Source organism: Lysobacter sp. TY2-98 (assembly GCF_003367355.1).
Lineage (GTDB): Bacteria > Pseudomonadota > Gammaproteobacteria > Xanthomonadales > Xanthomonadaceae > Cognatilysobacter.
Genome location: NZ_CP031413.1, coordinates 1,259,575 through 1,273,667, shown reverse-complemented (window position 1 = coordinate 1,273,667; position 14,093 = coordinate 1,259,575). Strand labels below are relative to the sequence as shown.

Below are 14,093 nucleotides of genomic sequence, written 5' to 3'. Positions count from 1 at the left end.
GTGGGTAGTTCGCGCCGCATGTCGCGATCGGGCGCGAAAGACGCGGAATTATAGCGGGATGCGGCCGGCCCGTGCCCGAAACGATGACGTCCGCCGATGCGGATCGACGCCGCGAGCGGGTCCGATCCGCGGAGATCGCCGCAGGAAAGCGGATTTCGCGACGTCGCGACCGCGGCGGTCAGATCCCCAGCGCGCGCAACTCGGTCGCCGGGCGTGCCCGTTCCCAGGCGCTGTCGAACACGGTGCGCAGCTGCCGGACACGGGCCGCGCCGTCGAGCTGGGTCTCGCCGTCCAGCCGATGCCCGAGCGGCCGGAAGTACCAGCCGCCCGTGTCGTTGGCGACGAAGGCGGACGGATAGGTGAGGTCGACTGGCTCCTCGATGACGCGGACCAAGAAGGCCGACGACAGGCGCTGGGCCAGCGCGATCAGTGGGGCGTGCGCCCGCTGCGGCGCGGCGACGTCCTGCAGCAGCAGGCGGATCTCGCCGCCGCGGGTGGCGAGTCGGCGCAGTGCCGTCGTGACGTTCGGGTGGTCCAGTAATCCGGGATCCAGCTCGCGGCTGTAGATCACCATCGCGCGGCGCGTATTCGTGGCGATGCCCACCACCGCCGCGATCGCCTGCGCGGCCGTTTCGACCGCGGCCGGTCGGTCGAGCAACCGACGCATTTCCTGGTGGACGATGCCGGCCTCTTCGAATCGGTCTCCCACCGGCAGGAAGCCGTCGGCGGCGTAGAAGCGTTCAGCGTCGACTTGCGCGTGCAGCATCACGTCCGACAGGCCGGCTTCGCGCGCGGCGTCGAGCAGTCGCAGCAGCATCGCGCGGCCGACGCCACGACCGCGCCACTCGCCCAGCACTGCCATGCGGCCGATTTTGCCGTTGGGCGCGAGGCGGCCAGTACCGATCGGGCGACCATCGGCATCGCGCGCGAGCACATGCGTGCAGCTGGCGTCGAGCGCGTCGCGTTCGATCTCGACCGGCACGCGCTGCTCGCCGACGAAGACGACGTCGCGGATCGCGCGCAGTTCGGACAGCGCCGTGCCGTAGTCGACGCGTTCGACGCGGAAGTCGCTCATTCCTCTTCGCCTCCGGCGAGCTGGTAGTGGCCGCCGGCCGCGAGGTCGGCGACGGCTTCGCGCGCGGCATCGCCGAGTCGCGTGTAACCGCCGATGTCGAGTTCCGCAGCGGCGGAAAGACGTTTCGCGTCCGCGACGGGCATCGCGAATGAATGTCCGGCGACGAACAGCAGTGCGCCACGCGCAGTCCTGCGCCAGGCGACACGCGAGAACGGATTGCGATGAAGCGTCTCGCCCTCGGTCAGTGCCTGCTCGATCGACGCGCGATCGATCGCGGGGCCCGGCGCCGCAACGATCCCGCTGCTGCGGTACGCAGTGATGAATCGGCCGAACCAGTCGGACAGGCGATCCTGGTCGTTCATGCGCAGCGCGTTGAGCGCCTCGATCGCGCGCGTCATCGCGGCGTCGTCGATCTCGAACCTGTCCTTTGCCGGCGCAAGATCCGGATCGGCATAACGCAACGCTTCATCGGCCTCGGCGGCGAGCGTGTCGACGAAATCGCCGAGCAGCTCGGCCGACGACGGTGCGCGCATGCCGACGGAGAACGTCAGGCATGGATCCTCGGCCACGCCGTGATGCGGCACGCCCGGCGGCAGGTACAGCATGTCGCCCGGACCGAGCACCCACTCGTGAGTCGGCGTGAACTCGCGCAGCAGCTTGATGTCGGCGTCGTCGCGGAAATCGAGCGGCGGATTCTTCGACGCATCGATCTGCCAGCGACGATGGCCCTGGGCCTGCAGAAGGAAGACGTCGTACTGGTCGACATGCGCGCCGACGGAACCTCCCGTGGCCGCGAACGAGATCATCACGTCATCGACGCGCCAGCGCGGCAGGAAATCGAAACGCGGGAGAATCGCGGCGACGTCCGCGTCCCATTTGTCGACGTCCTGCACCAGCAGCGTCCAGTCGTGGTCGGGCATGCCGGGGAACTCGTCCTCGGCGAACGGGCCGGTGCGCAGCGTGTAGCGATCGCTCGCGCGGTCGTGCTGGATGATGCGGGACAGTGCGAACTCCTCGCAGGCGAGGCCGGCGAGATCTTCCGGCTCGATCGGCGTCACGAAGTCGGCGAAGGCGTTGCGGATCAGTAGCGGTTTCTTCTGCCAGAAGTCGCGCAGGAAGCGCGCCGGGGTCATGCCGAGCAGCGATTTTCCGCGAGCATCGATCTCGATCATTTGGCTTCGGCCTCCTTCGCGAGGCGTGCGTCGAGGCGCTGCGTCGCGCCCAGCGCGTAGGCGCGGCATGCACCGGCGTCGATCAGCGGCTTCGACGATACGGGCGGGACGCGTGCCCACAGGTTGCTGGCCGACGGATGCGGCGTCACCAGCACGTCACAGGGCAGTGCTGCGACGGCGGTAAGCGTCGTGCGGAACGCGGCGACGTACGCGGCGTCGTCGGAATAGCGATACACGTCGTCCGACACGGCGCTGAGGCTGTCGACATAGGCCATGTCGACGCAGCGATCGCGTTCGCATTCGCGCCACGTCCAGCTGCTGCCGCCAGGCGTGTGTCCAGGGGTCGCGTGCGCGGTGAGGTCGATTGCGCCGACGCGCACGTGGCCGCCGTCGTCGATGGTTTCGACGTGCGCAACGGCAGGGAACGGCTTGAGCGCGAGCAATTGCGGGTCGCTGCGGTCCGCGTTGCCGGTCGACAGCGGTTGCACCGCCGAAGCACGCGCGTACAGCGGCGCGCCCGAATCCTTCTGCAACTTCGCAAGGCCGCCCGCGTGGTCGGAATGTGCATGCGAGCCGACGATCGCGCGGATGTCCTCGACGCGGAAGCCGAGTGCGCGAATGTTCGCCTCGACCTGCGATGCCGCGGCTTCGGTGCCGGCATCGATCAGGACGTGGCCATCCTTCGACGTCACCAGCAACGCGCTGATGCCGCAGGTGCCGACGTACCACGTATTGCCGTAGACGTGCCGCGGTACGGCAGGATCATCCCAGCCGGCGTCATCGGCGCAGCGGTTGGGTTCGGTCGTGGCGGGTGCGGGCGCAGCCGGCTTGACCGCCGCGCTCGCAGGTGCGGACAGGATGGCCAGGGCGAGCGCGACGGCGAGGGCCCGCACGTCAGACGTTCCGGGCGAGTTCGGCGGCGCGGCCGATGTAGGTGGACGGTGTCATGTCGACGAGGCGTTGCTTGGCGTCCGCCGGCAAGTCGAGGCTGGCGATGAACTCGCGCATCGCCTGCTCGCTGATGCCATGGCCGCGGGTGAGCGCCTTGAGCTGCTCGTAGGGCTGCGGCAGGCCGTAGCGACGCATCACCGTCTGCACAGCTTCGGCGAGGACTTCCCACGCTGCGTCGAGATCCGCGGCGAGGCGATCGGGGTTCACGCTGAGCTTGCCGAGGCCACGACTCAGCGCGTCGAAGCCGATCAGCGCATGGCCGAACGCGGTGCCGAGTGCGCGGAGCACGGTGGAGTCGGTGAGGTCGCGCTGCCAGCGGCTGATCGGCAGCTTCGCGGCGAAGTGTTCGAACAGCGCGTTGGCGATGCCGAAGTTGCCTTCCGCGTTCTCGAAGTCGATCGGGTTTACCTTGTGCGGCATGGTCGAGCTGCCGACTTCACCGGCCTTCACCGCCTGCTTGAAGTAGCCGAGCGAGATGTAACCCCAGACGTCGCGGCAGAGATCCACGCAGATCGTGCCGATGCGCTTCATCGAATCGCTGATCTCGGCGACGCCATCGTGCGGCTCGATCTGCGTGGTGTAAGGCTGCCAGCTCAGGCCCAGTGACTGCACGAAACGCTGCGAGAACGCGGCCCAGTCGACGTCGGGATACGACGCGATGTGCGCGTTGTAGTTGCCGACCGCGCCGTTGATCTTGCCCGGCATCGGCAGCGCTTGGAGCACTTCGCGCTGGCGTTCCAGGCGGGCGACGACGTTGGCGAGCTCCTTGCCCACCGTCGTCGGCGACGCGGTCTGGCCATGGGTGCGCGACAGCATCGGCAATGCGGCGTGCTGGTGCGCCATGTCGCGCAGCTTGGCGATGAGTTCGCGCAGGCGCGGCGCCATCACGTCGTCGCGCGCCTCGCGCAGCATCAGCGCGTAGCTGAGGTTGTTGATGTCCTCGGACGTGCACGCGAAATGCACGAACTCCAGCGCGGGCGCGAGTTCGGCGTCGTCCTTGAGCTTTTCCTTGATGAGGTACTCGACCGCCTTGACGTCGTGGTTGGTGGTGCGCTCGATTTCCTTGACGCGTGCGGCATCGGCGACGCTGAGGCCATCGGCGAATGCGCGCAGGCGGGAGACCGCGGGATCGGGAAAGGCCGGAAGCTCGGCGATGCCCGGCTCCGCGGCGAGCGCGATCAGCCATTCGACCTCGACCTTCACCCGCGCCCTGATCAGGCCGAACTCGGAGAACACCGGCCGCAGCGCGTCGACCTTGCCCGCATAGCGGCCATCGAGCGGCGAAAGGGCGAGGAGCGAGGTTTCGACGGACGGGGACATGGCGGGCCGGGCGGGGAGGGAGCGGCGATTTTACCTGCCGCGGGCGCTTGGCCCCGGCACGCGTTGACGCCGCGCGTCGTACGCTGGCCGCTTCGACAGGAGACGACGATGGCCGGGAACGACGGAAATGTCCGCATCGAACACGACAGCATGGGCGAGCTGGAGGTACCGGCCGACGCACTGTGGGGTGCGCAGACGCAGCGGGCGGTGGAGAACTTCCCGATCTCCGGACAGCGTATGCCGCGCGGCTTCATCGAAGCATTGGGGCTGATCAAGGCATCGGCGGCCGAGGTCAACGGCCGCCTGAAGTTGCTCGATCCAGCCTTCGCCAAGGCGGTCGCTGCCGCTGCCGGGCGCGTGGCCGACGGTGAGTTCGACGCGCATTTCCCGATCGACGTCTACCAGACCGGCTCGGGCACCTCGAGCAACATGAACGCGAATGAGGTGGTCGCGCACGTGGCCTCGAACACGCGGCGACGCGTGCATCCGAACGATCACGTCAATCTCGGCCAGAGCTCGAACGACGTCATTCCTACCGCCATCCGCGTATCCGCGGCGATCGCCTGCACGCGCGAGTTGCTGCCCGCGCTGAAGCACTTGCAGAACACGGTGTCGAAGAAGGGCCGCTCGCTCGCCAAGGTCGCCAAGACCGGCCGTACGCACCTGATGGACGCTATGCCGGTGACGTTCGCGCAGGAATTCGGCGCCTGGGCCTCGCAGCTGGATTCGGCGCGCATGCGCATCGAGGACGCGCTGGTGCGCCTGCAGCGGCTGCCGATCGGTGGCACCGCGGTGGGCACCGGTATCAACGCGCACCCGAAGTTCGGCGAGCAGGTGACGAAGGCGCTGGCACGGGCCACCGGCGTGAAGTTCACGCCTGCTGCCGATCGTTTCGAGGGCATCGCCTCGCAGGACGACGCGGTCGAGCTATCGGGCCAGCTCAATGCGCTGGCGGTCGCGCTGATGAAGATCGCGAACGACCTGCGCTGGATGAATTCGGGGCCGCTCGCGGGGCTCGGCGAGATCGAATTGCCGGCCCTGCAGCCGGGCAGTTCGATCATGCCGGGCAAGGTGAATCCGGTGATTCCGGAAGCCGTCGCGATGGTCTGCGCGCAGGTGATGGGTCACCACACCGCGATCACCGTCGCCGGGCAGAGCGGCAACTTCCAGCTCAACGTGATGCTGCCGCTGATCGCGTACGACCTGCTCGATTCGATCGGCCTGCTGTCGAACGTCATGCGTCTGCTGGCGGACCGCGCGATCGCCGGAGTGAAGGTCCGCAGCGATCGGATCCGCGAAGCGCTGGATCGCAATCCGATCCTGGTCACCGCGCTCAATCCGGTGATCGGCTACGAGAAGGCGGCGGCGATCGCGAAACAGGCCTACAAGGAAGGGCGGCCGGTGCTCGACGTCGCGGCCGAAGCAACGGGCATGTCGCGCGATGCGTTGCGGCGGTTGCTGGATCCCGCGGCGCTCACGAAGGGCGGCATTCGCGAGGGGATGTCCGGCGGCGGGTGAGCGAGGCCGCTTGCGACGCACTGCCTCGCGCAACTTGCGAACGCCTGCGCCCCACTGGCGCCGACCAGCCGCCGAAAATCACGGCCTGCGACGGACTGCTTTGTGCCCATCGCAAACCGCGACCGCACGGCGCTGGCCCGCACGAGCAGGCGCATAGCGACGTCGCCCGGCGAACTTGCCACTGGCGCGGGCTGCGCCACGCGTCCACCCGATTGCGATGGAGCGCGCCGCTGGCGGTTTGCAGATGCCAGTGGCTCGGTCGCAGGCCCCGGATAACGCGAGCTCCAGTTTCCCACTGGCACTTCGCGGGTTGGCGAAATCGCGACAGGCGCACATGGCCCGGCCCACCGGGCCGCCTGCCATCGCAGCTTCCTCTGAAGGTGTTTCGGATCCCACAAACGGCAACGCGCCGTCAATGACGGCGCGTTGAAGCTTTCCAGCGTTCGTCGACGATCAGTTGGACTTCGCGGCCGCGTTCGCCGCCGTTGCCGCTTCGTTGTCCGAATCCCCGTCGGCATCCGACTTCGACTCCGAATCCGCCTTGTCGTCCGAATTGATGTCGGCGTGGCACTTGTCCTGCTCGGTCGACTTCATCTTCGCGAAGGGTGCGAACTCCGGAATCGCCGCGGCGACGCGCTGCTGCGACGCGTACATCGCCGGCAACTTGTCGCACAGCGCCGCGGCCGCCTTCTTGATGCCCTGTGCCTGTGCTTCCACACGATCGTGGATGCGGTCGGTGTTGCCGCTGAAGATGCCGCTGATCGCCTCGGTCACCGCGCGGCCGGCCATGCGTGCGCCTTCCTTGCCGATGTCCATGCCGGCGCCGGCGATCTCGAGGATGTGCGCGCGATGTTCGAGCAGCAGGCGGCGCTGTTCCTCGTTGATCGCGATGGTCTTGCCGTCGATGATCAGGTCTCCCTTCGGCGTGATCTCGGCATGCCGGCCGCCCTCGCTGAGTTTGACGTTCTCGTTCTGCAGCTTGACGCGCGCTTCGTTCATCGCGCGGTCGACCGAGTCGCCCACGCCGTCACCGAGGCCGTCGCCAACACCGGTCGTTGACGCCGATTTCGAGCCGTTAGCGGGCTGCGGGTCGTTCTTCTGGCAGGCGGTGACGCTGGCGAGGAGGGCGGTGGCGAGTAGGGCGGTGTAGAGGGTTTTCATGGCGAGGTCCTGGGGACAGCAGCGAAGCGGTTATGAGGCGAGCTGGGGAGAGTTTCGTCGCCCGGCCGGGCGCTGGGCGCCCGGCGTTCGCAGGAGGCGCGAGGCGGTGCCTCGCTAGCGCCTCCTGCTCACCCCTCGTCCCGCCAGCGGCGGAGGCGGATGGCGGCGACGATCATGCCGAAGCCGGCGACGATACCCACCCACATCGACGGCGTCGCGAACAGCGAGTACAGCGAGCGGATCGTCGTCAGGCTGGCGATGTCTTCCGGGCCATGGATCTGCATCGTGTCGAGGTTCGCCGCGGCGCCGAGCATGGTCGGGAAGGTGCTGCCGAGCAGTCGCAGGAAGATGTGCTGCCAGTACCACGCCGTGTCGAGATTGAAGACGTGGAGCACGTCGAACCAGCTCACGAAGATGCCCGCGAAGACCGGAATCACCAGAGCCCACAGGAAGGGCTTGCTGCGTGCCCAGGCCGAACAGAGCATCAGCCAGCCGATCGTCGGCATCGCCCACGCTGCGTAGACCGGAATCGCGGCGATGAACGTCGTGGCGACCGACAGCGGGCTTGCAGGGCCCCAGAGCAGCGTGAACGGATTGCCGCCATGGACCAGCGCGAGCAGGCTGAGCATCACCATCAGGACAAGCATCGTGGCGATGCCGGCGAGGGCGGCCAAACCCGGCGCTACCAGGGTGGCGCTGGCGAGCTTGGACAGCACCGTCTGCGAATCCGACAGCGGCATCGACTTCCAGAACAGCACGCTGCGGTCGCGACGGTCGTCGTACAGCGAGCCGAGTGCATAGAAGAACACCACGAAGCCCAGCACGATGAAGGGGATGCCGGCCGACATCATCAGCGTGAGGTCGACCGCGCCGCCGAACTGGCGCAGATCCTCCGGGCTCAGGTGCTGCGTGAGCTTGGAGAGGTCGAGTGCGCCGACCTGCACGTGTGCGCCGTTGATATCGATGTTGTGGTCGGCGGCGCGGCTCTTGAACACCTCCGCGGTAATCACGCCCATCAGCGTCAGCAGCAGGAACACGCCGCCGGCGATGAAGGGGGCCCAGAAGAAGCCGCCCTTGTGCTCCCAGTACTCGCGCTTGAGCAGCAGCTTGAACTTGTGTGTGGCATGCGGCGCGGCGACTTTCGCGCGCGGCATCGTGTCGGTCATGGCGTTCATGCGTAGGTCCCCTTCATCGTGGCGACGAACAGGTCGGCCAGGCCGGGCGTGCGGGTTTCCCCGAACGTGGCGAGCTGGGCTTCCGGAACGCCGTCGAACAGCATCACGGTCTTGCCGAACGGCAGGGCGCGTTCGTCGATCGGCTTCAGTGCACGCGCGGCATCCAGATGCGCGCCGTCCACCAGCACTTCGACGTAGCGCTCGCCGAGCGTGTCCATGGCGGCGTCGAGCGTGATGCGGCCGTCGCGGATGAACAGCACGTCGGTGAGGATGTGCTCGATCTCTTCGACCTGGTGGGTGGTGACGATGATCGTCTTTTCCTCGTCGAAATAGTCCTCGAGCAGGCGCTGGTAGAACTGCTTGCGGTAGAGGATGTCGAGGCCGAGCGTCGGTTCGTCGAGCACCAGCAGCTTGGCATCGATGGCCATGACCAGTGCGAGGTGCAGCTGCACGATCATGCCCTTGGACATCTCGCGAACCTTGAGGTTCGGCTTCAGCTGCGTGCCGGCGAGGAAGCGCTCGCACTTGGCCATGTCGAAGCGCGGATGCACGCCGGCAACGAACTCGATCGCTTCCTTGACGCGGATCCAGCGCGGCAGCACCGCGACGTCGGCGATGAAGCAGACGTCCTGCATGAGGTCGTCGCGCTGCGTGCAGGGGTTGCGGCCGAGCACGCTGAGTTCGCCGTCGAACGGGATCAGGCCGAGCATGGCCTTGAGCGCGGTGGTCTTGCCGGCGCCGTTCGGACCGATCAGGCCGACGATGCGACCGGCCGGGATCTCGAACGTGGCGCCGTCGAGCGCCATCTTGTTCTTGTAGCCCTTGCGTAGGTTGCGCGCACGCACCACCGGGGCGGGAGAGGACGGGGCGACCTGGGCGTTCATTGCGTGCCTTCCTTACGGCCGGCGGCCATCAGTTCCTCGAGCTTCAGCCCGAGGCGGGCGATGCGTTCCATCACCTGCGGCCATTCCTCGTTGAGGAAACGGTCGCGTTCGGTGACCAGCAGCTTCCTCGCGGCTTCTTCGGTGACGTACATGCCCAGTCCTCGGCGTTTTTCGACCAGAGATTCGTCAGCGAGCTCCTGGTAGGCCCGCGACACGGTGATGGGGTTGAGCTGGTACTCCGCGGCGACCTGGCGCACGGAGGGCAGCGGATCGCCCGGCTTGAGGAGGCCGTCGAGCATCATCGCGATGACGCGCTCCTTCAGCTGGCGGTAGATCGGAGCGCCGTCGCTCCATTGGATGGCGGCCATGGGATCAGCCCCTCGGCAGGAAGGAGAAATAGGGCATCGCCAACGCGTGGCGGATGCGATTGGTGTTGCTGGCCTTGCGGGCGCCCACGGCGGCAGCGACGGCGGGTGCAGCGACGACGGGCGTGGCGGGTGTGAACGGGATCGACGCGGCCGCGAAGGCCCCGGTCGCACATACGGCCGCCGTGACCACGAGCGCATTCAGGCTGTTACGGAGCCTGCGGTACATGGCAAACCTCCTCGTTGGTAGACCGGTGTTGTAGGCAACTATAACACCGATTCGGCCAGCGTCAACAACCGCATCCCCAACTGATGGCATACGGCCGCTCTCCGATTTGCCCGGTTCAGGACGGGCCGTGACAATACGGCCCCTCGCGCCGATCCGGCGCCCGCACCTGGAGTCGTGCAATGAACCTGACCGCACGCGGCCTCGCCGCGCTGCTCGCCTCGACCGCCGCTGTCGCGTTCGCGGCGCCGCCGGCTGCCAAGGCCCCCACGAAGGCGCCTGCGAAGCCCGCCGCGGCCGCGTCCGCTACGTCCCAGATCACCGCGCAGTCGCTCGCCACGCCGCGCCAGAAGGCGAGCTATGTCGTGGCGTTCGATCTGTCGCAGATGCTCATGCCGATCGCTCCGGATCTCGACATCGCGACATTCCGCGCAACCGTCGACGACGTCGTTGCGGGGAAGGCGCCGCAGGTGGATCGCGAGAAGGCTGCGCAGATCAACAAGGCGCTCATGCAGCGCATCGCCGCGCGTCGCGGTCAACCGACGCAGGGCCCGGTGCCGGAAGTTTCAAAGACCGAAGTCGCGCGCCTGGTTGCAGCGGACCTCGGTCCGTCGCTCGCGGGGATCAAGAACGAGGTCGATTTCCCGATCGTGTTCCAGGCACTGTCGGGCCTGCTCGCGGGCCAGCAGCCGGTACTCGACGAAGCGACGCGCAACAGTGTGCGTACCGAGTTCACCACCGCCATGAAGGCGAAGATGGAAGCCAAGCGTTCCGCGCAGGCAGGCACCAACAAGGAAGCCGGCGAGAAGTTCCTCGCCGAGAACAGGACCAAGAAGGGCGTGTTCTCGACGCCGTCGGGCCTGCAGTACATGGTGCTTCGCCAGGGTTCGGGCGCGCGCCCGAAGCCGACCGACCGCGTCCGCGTGAACTACGAAGGCAAGCTGCTCGACGGCACGGTGTTCGACAGCTCGTACAAGAACGGCCAGCCGGTCGAATTCATGCTCAACCAGGTGATCCCGGGTTGGACGGAAGGCGTGTCGATGATGCCGGTCGGCGCGAAATACCGCTTCTGGATTCCGTCGCAGTTGGCGTACGGTGAGAAGGGTGCGGGCGAGCAGATCGGCCCGAACTCCGCGCTCACCTTCGATGTCGAACTGCTGGCGATCTCGCCCTGACCGCGGCTGCCGCCGCCCCGAACGAGGATTTTGAATGAACGTTTCTCCGATGCGCCTGCTGGCGCTGAGCACGCTGTCCGTCGCGCTGCTCGCCGCTGCGGGGTGCAACAAGGACGCGACCGCGCCGAAGACCGACGCTGCGGCCGATGCGAAGAAGGACCCGAACGCCATTCCCGGGCTGAAGGACGAAAAGGCCCGCGTCAGCTACATGATCGGCATGGACATGGGCCAGACGCTCAAGCAGGTGAAGGACGAGATCGATCTTCCGACGCTCGAGAAGGGCCTGAAGGCGCAGCTCGACGGCAGCAAGCCGCTGATGACCGAACAGCAGGCGCAGCAGATCCGCGAAGCATTCGCGCAGAAGCTGCAGGCCAAGCGCATTGCGGAACAGATGCAGGCAGCGACGAAGAACGCGAAGGAAGGCCAGGAGTTCCTCGCGAAGAACGCGAAGGCCGCCGGCGTGCAGACCACCGCGAGCGGCCTGCAGTACCAGGTGATCACGCAGGGCACCGGTCCGAAGCCGAAGGCGGACGACCAGGTCACCGTGAACTACACCGGCAAGCTGCTCGACGGCACCAAGTTCGACAGCTCGGAAGACCACGGCGGCGCCGCCACGCTTCCGCTCAACGCCGTCGTGCCGGGCTGGCGCGAAGGCATCCAGCTGATGCCGGTCGGCAGCAAGTACCGCCTGTGGATCCCGGCGTCGCTGGGCTATGGCGAGCAGGGCACGCCGGGCGGTCCGATCCCGCCGAACGCGACGCTGGTGTTCGAGGTCGAACTCGTCGGCATCGCAAATCCGAATGGCGCCGGCACGTCGCCCGCGCATTGATCGCGCCTGATCGCACGGAACGGAGCGCCTGATGCGCGTCACCATCTTCGGCACCGGCTACGTCGGCCTCGTCACGGGCACCTGCCTGGCGGATGTCGGCCATGACGTGGTCTGTGTCGACATCGATGCGGGCAAGGTCGCGGCATTGCAACGCGGCGAGATCCCGATCTTCGAGCCGGGCCTCGCGCCGATGGTGCGTGCGAATCACGCCGCCGGCCGCCTGCAGTTCACCACCGACGCCGCGGACGCTGTCGTCCGCGGCGAGGTGATCTTCATCGCGGTCGGCACGCCGCCCGGTGAGGACGGCAGCGCGGACCTGCAGTACGTGCTCGCCGTGGCGCGCACGATCGGCCGGCACCTCGATCGCCCCGGCATCGTCGTCAACAAGTCGACGGTGCCGGTCGGTACCGCGGACAAGGTGCGCGATGCTATCGCGGCTGAGTTGAAGGCGCGCGGCGTCGACATCGAATTCGGTGTCGCGTCGAATCCGGAGTTCCTGAAGGAAGGCGATGCGGTCAACGACTTCATGCGTCCCGACCGCATCGTCATCGGTGCGAGCGATGCGCAGGTCATCGATCGACTGAAGCGCCTGTACGCGCCGTTCAATCGCAATCACGAACGCATCGTCGTCATGGATGTGCGTTCGGCGGAGCTGACCAAGTACGCCGCGAACGCGATGCTCGCGACCAAGATTTCGTTCATGAACGAGATGGCGAACATCGCCGAGCGCGTGGGTGCGGACATCGAGATGGTGCGCCAGGGCATCGGTTCCGATCCGCGCATCGGCTGGCACTTCATCTACCCGGGTGCCGGCTACGGCGGCTCGTGTTTCCCGAAGGACGTGCAGGCGCTTGCGCGCACCGCGCAGGGCGTGGGCTACAAGGCCGAACTCCTCGACGCGGTCGAGGCGGTCAACTACCGTCAGAAGCAGCATCTCTTCGAGCTGATCCAGCGCCATTACGGTGGCAACGTCGCCGGCAAGACGTTCGCGCTGTGGGGCTTGGCATTCAAGCCGAACACCGACGACATGCGTGAAGCCTCGAGCCTCGTGCTGCTGCAGCAGCTCTTGGACGCGGGCGCGAAAGTACGTGCCTACGATCCGGAGGCGCGCGAGGAGACCCGGCGCATCGTGGGCGATCGTGACGACTTCGTGCTCTGCGACAGCGCGAACGCCGCGCTCGTCGACGCCGATGCGCTCGTCGTCATCACCGAGTGGAAGCAGTTCCGCAGCCCGGACTTCGCGCGCCTGCGCGCAGGGCTGACGGACGCCGTGCTGTTCGACGGTCGCAATCTCTACCACCCCGATGAAGTCGAGTCCGCGGGTCTCGCGTACTACGGCATCGGTCGCGGGCGTTCGGTCATCGCATGAGCGAATCGACGCTCGACGATCGCCTCGTCGAACTGGAAACGCGGCTCGCCTTCCAGGAACACTCGCTGGGTGAGCTCAGCGACGCGCTCGCCGATCTGCGATCGGAGAATGGGCGCCTGGTCATGATGCTGCAGCGCGCGCTCGACGAGCTGCGACAGATCCGCGCGGGCCTCTCCAGTGACCTCACCGGCGATCCCGGCCTCGAGCCGCCACCCCCGCATTACTGATCGACGGTCATGACTGACAGCCTTCGCGACCAGCTTCTCGGCCTCGGCTTCAAGGCCGCCCCGGCGCCTGCCAAGCCCGAAAAACGCAACGATCGTCCCGGCGGCAAGTCGGGCGCGCCGCGCCGCGATGAGCGTCGCCCGGCGGGCAAGGGCGGTCGTCCGGACGCGCGTCCGGCGGATCGACGCGGCGCGCCGCCGCGCAAGCCGCGCTCGCAGGAAGAGATCGATCTCGGCAAGGCCTATGCGCTGCGTGCACAGCGGGAAAAGGATGAGCGCATTGCCGCCGAGGCTGCGCGTCAGGAAGAGGCACGCCTGCGTCGCGAGGCACGCGCGAAGCTCTCGGAATTCCTGAAGGACAAGTCGCTCAACGACAAGGACGCGGAGATCGCGCGTCACTTCCCCTACGGCGGCAAGATCAAGCGCATCTACGTCAACGCGGAGCAGTTGCGCGCGCTCAATGCGGGCGAACTCGGCGTGGTGCAGCTCGACGGTCGCTACGTGCTGGTGACCGCGCAGGTGCTCGGCGAGGCCGAAGCGATCTTCGCGCAGGCGGTTGCGTTGCGCGTCCATCCGAACGCGCCGGCTAGCGATGATCCGTACAGCGACCCGCAGTACCAGATACCGGACGATCTGGTCTGGTAACGCG

At 67.3% G+C, this 14,093-nt stretch carries 15 protein-coding genes; 6 read left to right on the top strand and 9 right to left on the bottom strand.

Translation table 11 applies throughout. The annotated features are described in order from the left end of the window. Positions 1-178: 178 nt before the first annotated feature. The 4 genes from DWG18_RS05975 to purB are packed head-to-tail and all read right to left on the bottom strand — an operon-like array spanning position 179 to position 4,518. Positions 179-1,075, bottom strand: coding sequence for a GNAT family N-acetyltransferase (locus tag DWG18_RS05975; RefSeq protein ID WP_115646272.1), 897 nt, complete (start codon positions 1,073-1,075; stop codon positions 179-181). After that, the gene (locus DWG18_RS05970; protein ID WP_240318611.1) at positions 1,072-2,247 is read right to left on the bottom strand and encodes a cupin domain-containing protein; all 1,176 of its coding nucleotides are present in this window, start codon (positions 2,245-2,247) and stop codon (positions 1,072-1,074) included. The genes DWG18_RS05975 and DWG18_RS05970 overlap by 4 nt, the downstream gene beginning before the upstream one ends. Then, the gene (gene bla / locus DWG18_RS05965) at positions 2,244-3,140 is read right to left on the bottom strand and encodes a subclass B3 metallo-beta-lactamase (RefSeq protein WP_205289407.1); all 897 of its coding nucleotides are present in this window, start codon (positions 3,138-3,140) and stop codon (positions 2,244-2,246) included. The genes DWG18_RS05970 and bla overlap by 4 nt, the downstream gene beginning before the upstream one ends. A gap of 1 nt (position 3,141) precedes the next feature. Continuing rightward, positions 3,142-4,518 (bottom strand): adenylosuccinate lyase, encoded by a 1,377-nt coding sequence (purB, locus tag DWG18_RS05960; protein WP_115646268.1) that lies wholly within the window; start codon positions 4,516-4,518, stop codon positions 3,142-3,144. Between the two features lie 108 nt (positions 4,519-4,626). On the opposite strand from purB, the gene DWG18_RS05955 reads away from it, so the two are divergent. Continuing rightward, entirely contained in the window at positions 4,627-6,036 is a 1,410-nt protein-coding gene (locus tag DWG18_RS05955) for a class II fumarate hydratase (protein WP_115646266.1), read from the top strand. A gap of 453 nt (positions 6,037-6,489) precedes the next feature. Here DWG18_RS05955 and DWG18_RS05950 read toward each other — a convergent pair whose 3' ends face one another. The 5 genes from DWG18_RS05950 to DWG18_RS05930 form a co-directional block, all read right to left on the bottom strand. Beyond that, a complete protein-coding gene (locus tag DWG18_RS05950; protein ID WP_115646264.1) occupies positions 6,490-7,197 on the bottom strand; it encodes a hypothetical protein in 708 nt (235 codons plus the stop codon). Between the two features lie 128 nt (positions 7,198-7,325). Next, positions 7,326-8,372 carry a hypothetical protein gene (locus tag DWG18_RS05945; protein WP_240318610.1) on the bottom strand — a complete coding sequence of 349 codons (1,047 nt, stop codon included), beginning with the start codon at positions 8,370-8,372 and terminating at the stop codon, positions 7,326-7,328. Continuing rightward, positions 8,369-9,256: an ABC transporter ATP-binding protein gene (locus DWG18_RS05940; protein WP_115646262.1), complete on the bottom strand. Its 888-nt coding sequence runs from the start codon at positions 9,254-9,256 to the stop codon at positions 8,369-8,371. The genes DWG18_RS05945 and DWG18_RS05940 overlap by 4 nt, the downstream gene beginning before the upstream one ends. Then, complete coding sequence (locus tag DWG18_RS05935; protein WP_115646260.1) at positions 9,253-9,624, bottom strand: GntR family transcriptional regulator; 372 nt, start codon at positions 9,622-9,624, stop codon at positions 9,253-9,255. Before DWG18_RS05935 ends, DWG18_RS05940 begins: the two co-directional genes overlap by 4 nt. Before the next feature lie 4 nt (positions 9,625-9,628). Next, a complete protein-coding gene (locus DWG18_RS05930) occupies positions 9,629-9,850 on the bottom strand; it encodes a hypothetical protein (RefSeq protein ID WP_115646258.1) in 222 nt (73 codons plus the stop codon). Between the two features lie 179 nt (positions 9,851-10,029). Between DWG18_RS05930 and DWG18_RS05925 the strand changes: the two genes are divergently transcribed. From DWG18_RS05925 to DWG18_RS05905, 5 genes are read left to right on the top strand one after another with little or no spacing between them, the layout of a single operon-like run. Beyond that, complete coding sequence (locus tag DWG18_RS05925) at positions 10,030-11,022, top strand: FKBP-type peptidyl-prolyl cis-trans isomerase (protein ID WP_115646256.1); 993 nt, start codon at positions 10,030-10,032, stop codon at positions 11,020-11,022. Between the two features lie 34 nt (positions 11,023-11,056). Further along, positions 11,057-11,851: an FKBP-type peptidyl-prolyl cis-trans isomerase gene (locus DWG18_RS05920; protein ID WP_205289406.1), complete on the top strand. Its 795-nt coding sequence runs from the start codon at positions 11,057-11,059 to the stop codon at positions 11,849-11,851. 31 nt (positions 11,852-11,882) lie between these two features. Continuing rightward, positions 11,883-13,220 (top strand): UDP-glucose/GDP-mannose dehydrogenase family protein, encoded by a 1,338-nt coding sequence (locus DWG18_RS05915; RefSeq protein WP_115646252.1) that lies wholly within the window; start codon positions 11,883-11,885, stop codon positions 13,218-13,220. Next, positions 13,217-13,447 carry a SlyX family protein gene (locus DWG18_RS05910; protein WP_115646250.1) on the top strand — a complete coding sequence of 77 codons (231 nt, stop codon included), beginning with the start codon at positions 13,217-13,219 and terminating at the stop codon, positions 13,445-13,447. The genes DWG18_RS05915 and DWG18_RS05910 overlap by 4 nt, the downstream gene beginning before the upstream one ends. A gap of 9 nt (positions 13,448-13,456) precedes the next feature. Further along, positions 13,457-14,089, top strand: coding sequence for a DUF2058 family protein (locus DWG18_RS05905; protein ID WP_115646248.1), 633 nt, complete (start codon positions 13,457-13,459; stop codon positions 14,087-14,089). Positions 14,090-14,093: the final 4 nt, after the last annotated feature.

Excerpts from the sequence above, each read along its gene's own strand:
- DWG18_RS05975 (WP_115646272.1), bottom strand. The coding sequence starts at position 1,075 with ATGAGCGACTTCCGCGTCGAACGCGTCGACTACGGCACGGCGCTGTCC.
- DWG18_RS05970 (WP_240318611.1), bottom strand. The coding sequence starts at position 2,247 with ATGATCGAGATCGATGCTCGCGGAAAATCGCTGCTCGGCATGACCCCG.
- purB (WP_115646268.1), bottom strand. The coding sequence starts at position 4,518 with ATGTCCCCGTCCGTCGAAACCTCGCTCCTCGCCCTTTCGCCGCTCGAT.
- DWG18_RS05955 (WP_115646266.1), top strand. The coding sequence starts at position 4,627 with ATGGCCGGGAACGACGGAAATGTCCGCATCGAACACGACAGCATGGGC.
- DWG18_RS05950 (WP_115646264.1), bottom strand. The coding sequence starts at position 7,197 with ATGAAAACCCTCTACACCGCCCTACTCGCCACCGCCCTCCTCGCCAGC.
- DWG18_RS05945 (WP_240318610.1), bottom strand. The coding sequence starts at position 8,372 with ATGAACGCCATGACCGACACGATGCCGCGCGCGAAAGTCGCCGCGCCG.
- DWG18_RS05940 (WP_115646262.1), bottom strand. The coding sequence starts at position 9,256 with ATGAACGCCCAGGTCGCCCCGTCCTCTCCCGCCCCGGTGGTGCGTGCG.
- DWG18_RS05935 (WP_115646260.1), bottom strand. The coding sequence starts at position 9,624 with ATGGCCGCCATCCAATGGAGCGACGGCGCTCCGATCTACCGCCAGCTG.
- DWG18_RS05930 (WP_115646258.1), bottom strand. The coding sequence starts at position 9,850 with ATGTACCGCAGGCTCCGTAACAGCCTGAATGCGCTCGTGGTCACGGCG.
- DWG18_RS05925 (WP_115646256.1), top strand. The coding sequence starts at position 10,030 with ATGAACCTGACCGCACGCGGCCTCGCCGCGCTGCTCGCCTCGACCGCC.
- DWG18_RS05920 (WP_205289406.1), top strand. The coding sequence starts at position 11,057 with ATGAACGTTTCTCCGATGCGCCTGCTGGCGCTGAGCACGCTGTCCGTC.
- DWG18_RS05915 (WP_115646252.1), top strand. The coding sequence starts at position 11,883 with ATGCGCGTCACCATCTTCGGCACCGGCTACGTCGGCCTCGTCACGGGC.
- DWG18_RS05910 (WP_115646250.1), top strand. The coding sequence starts at position 13,217 with ATGAGCGAATCGACGCTCGACGATCGCCTCGTCGAACTGGAAACGCGG.
- DWG18_RS05905 (WP_115646248.1), top strand. The coding sequence starts at position 13,457 with ATGACTGACAGCCTTCGCGACCAGCTTCTCGGCCTCGGCTTCAAGGCC.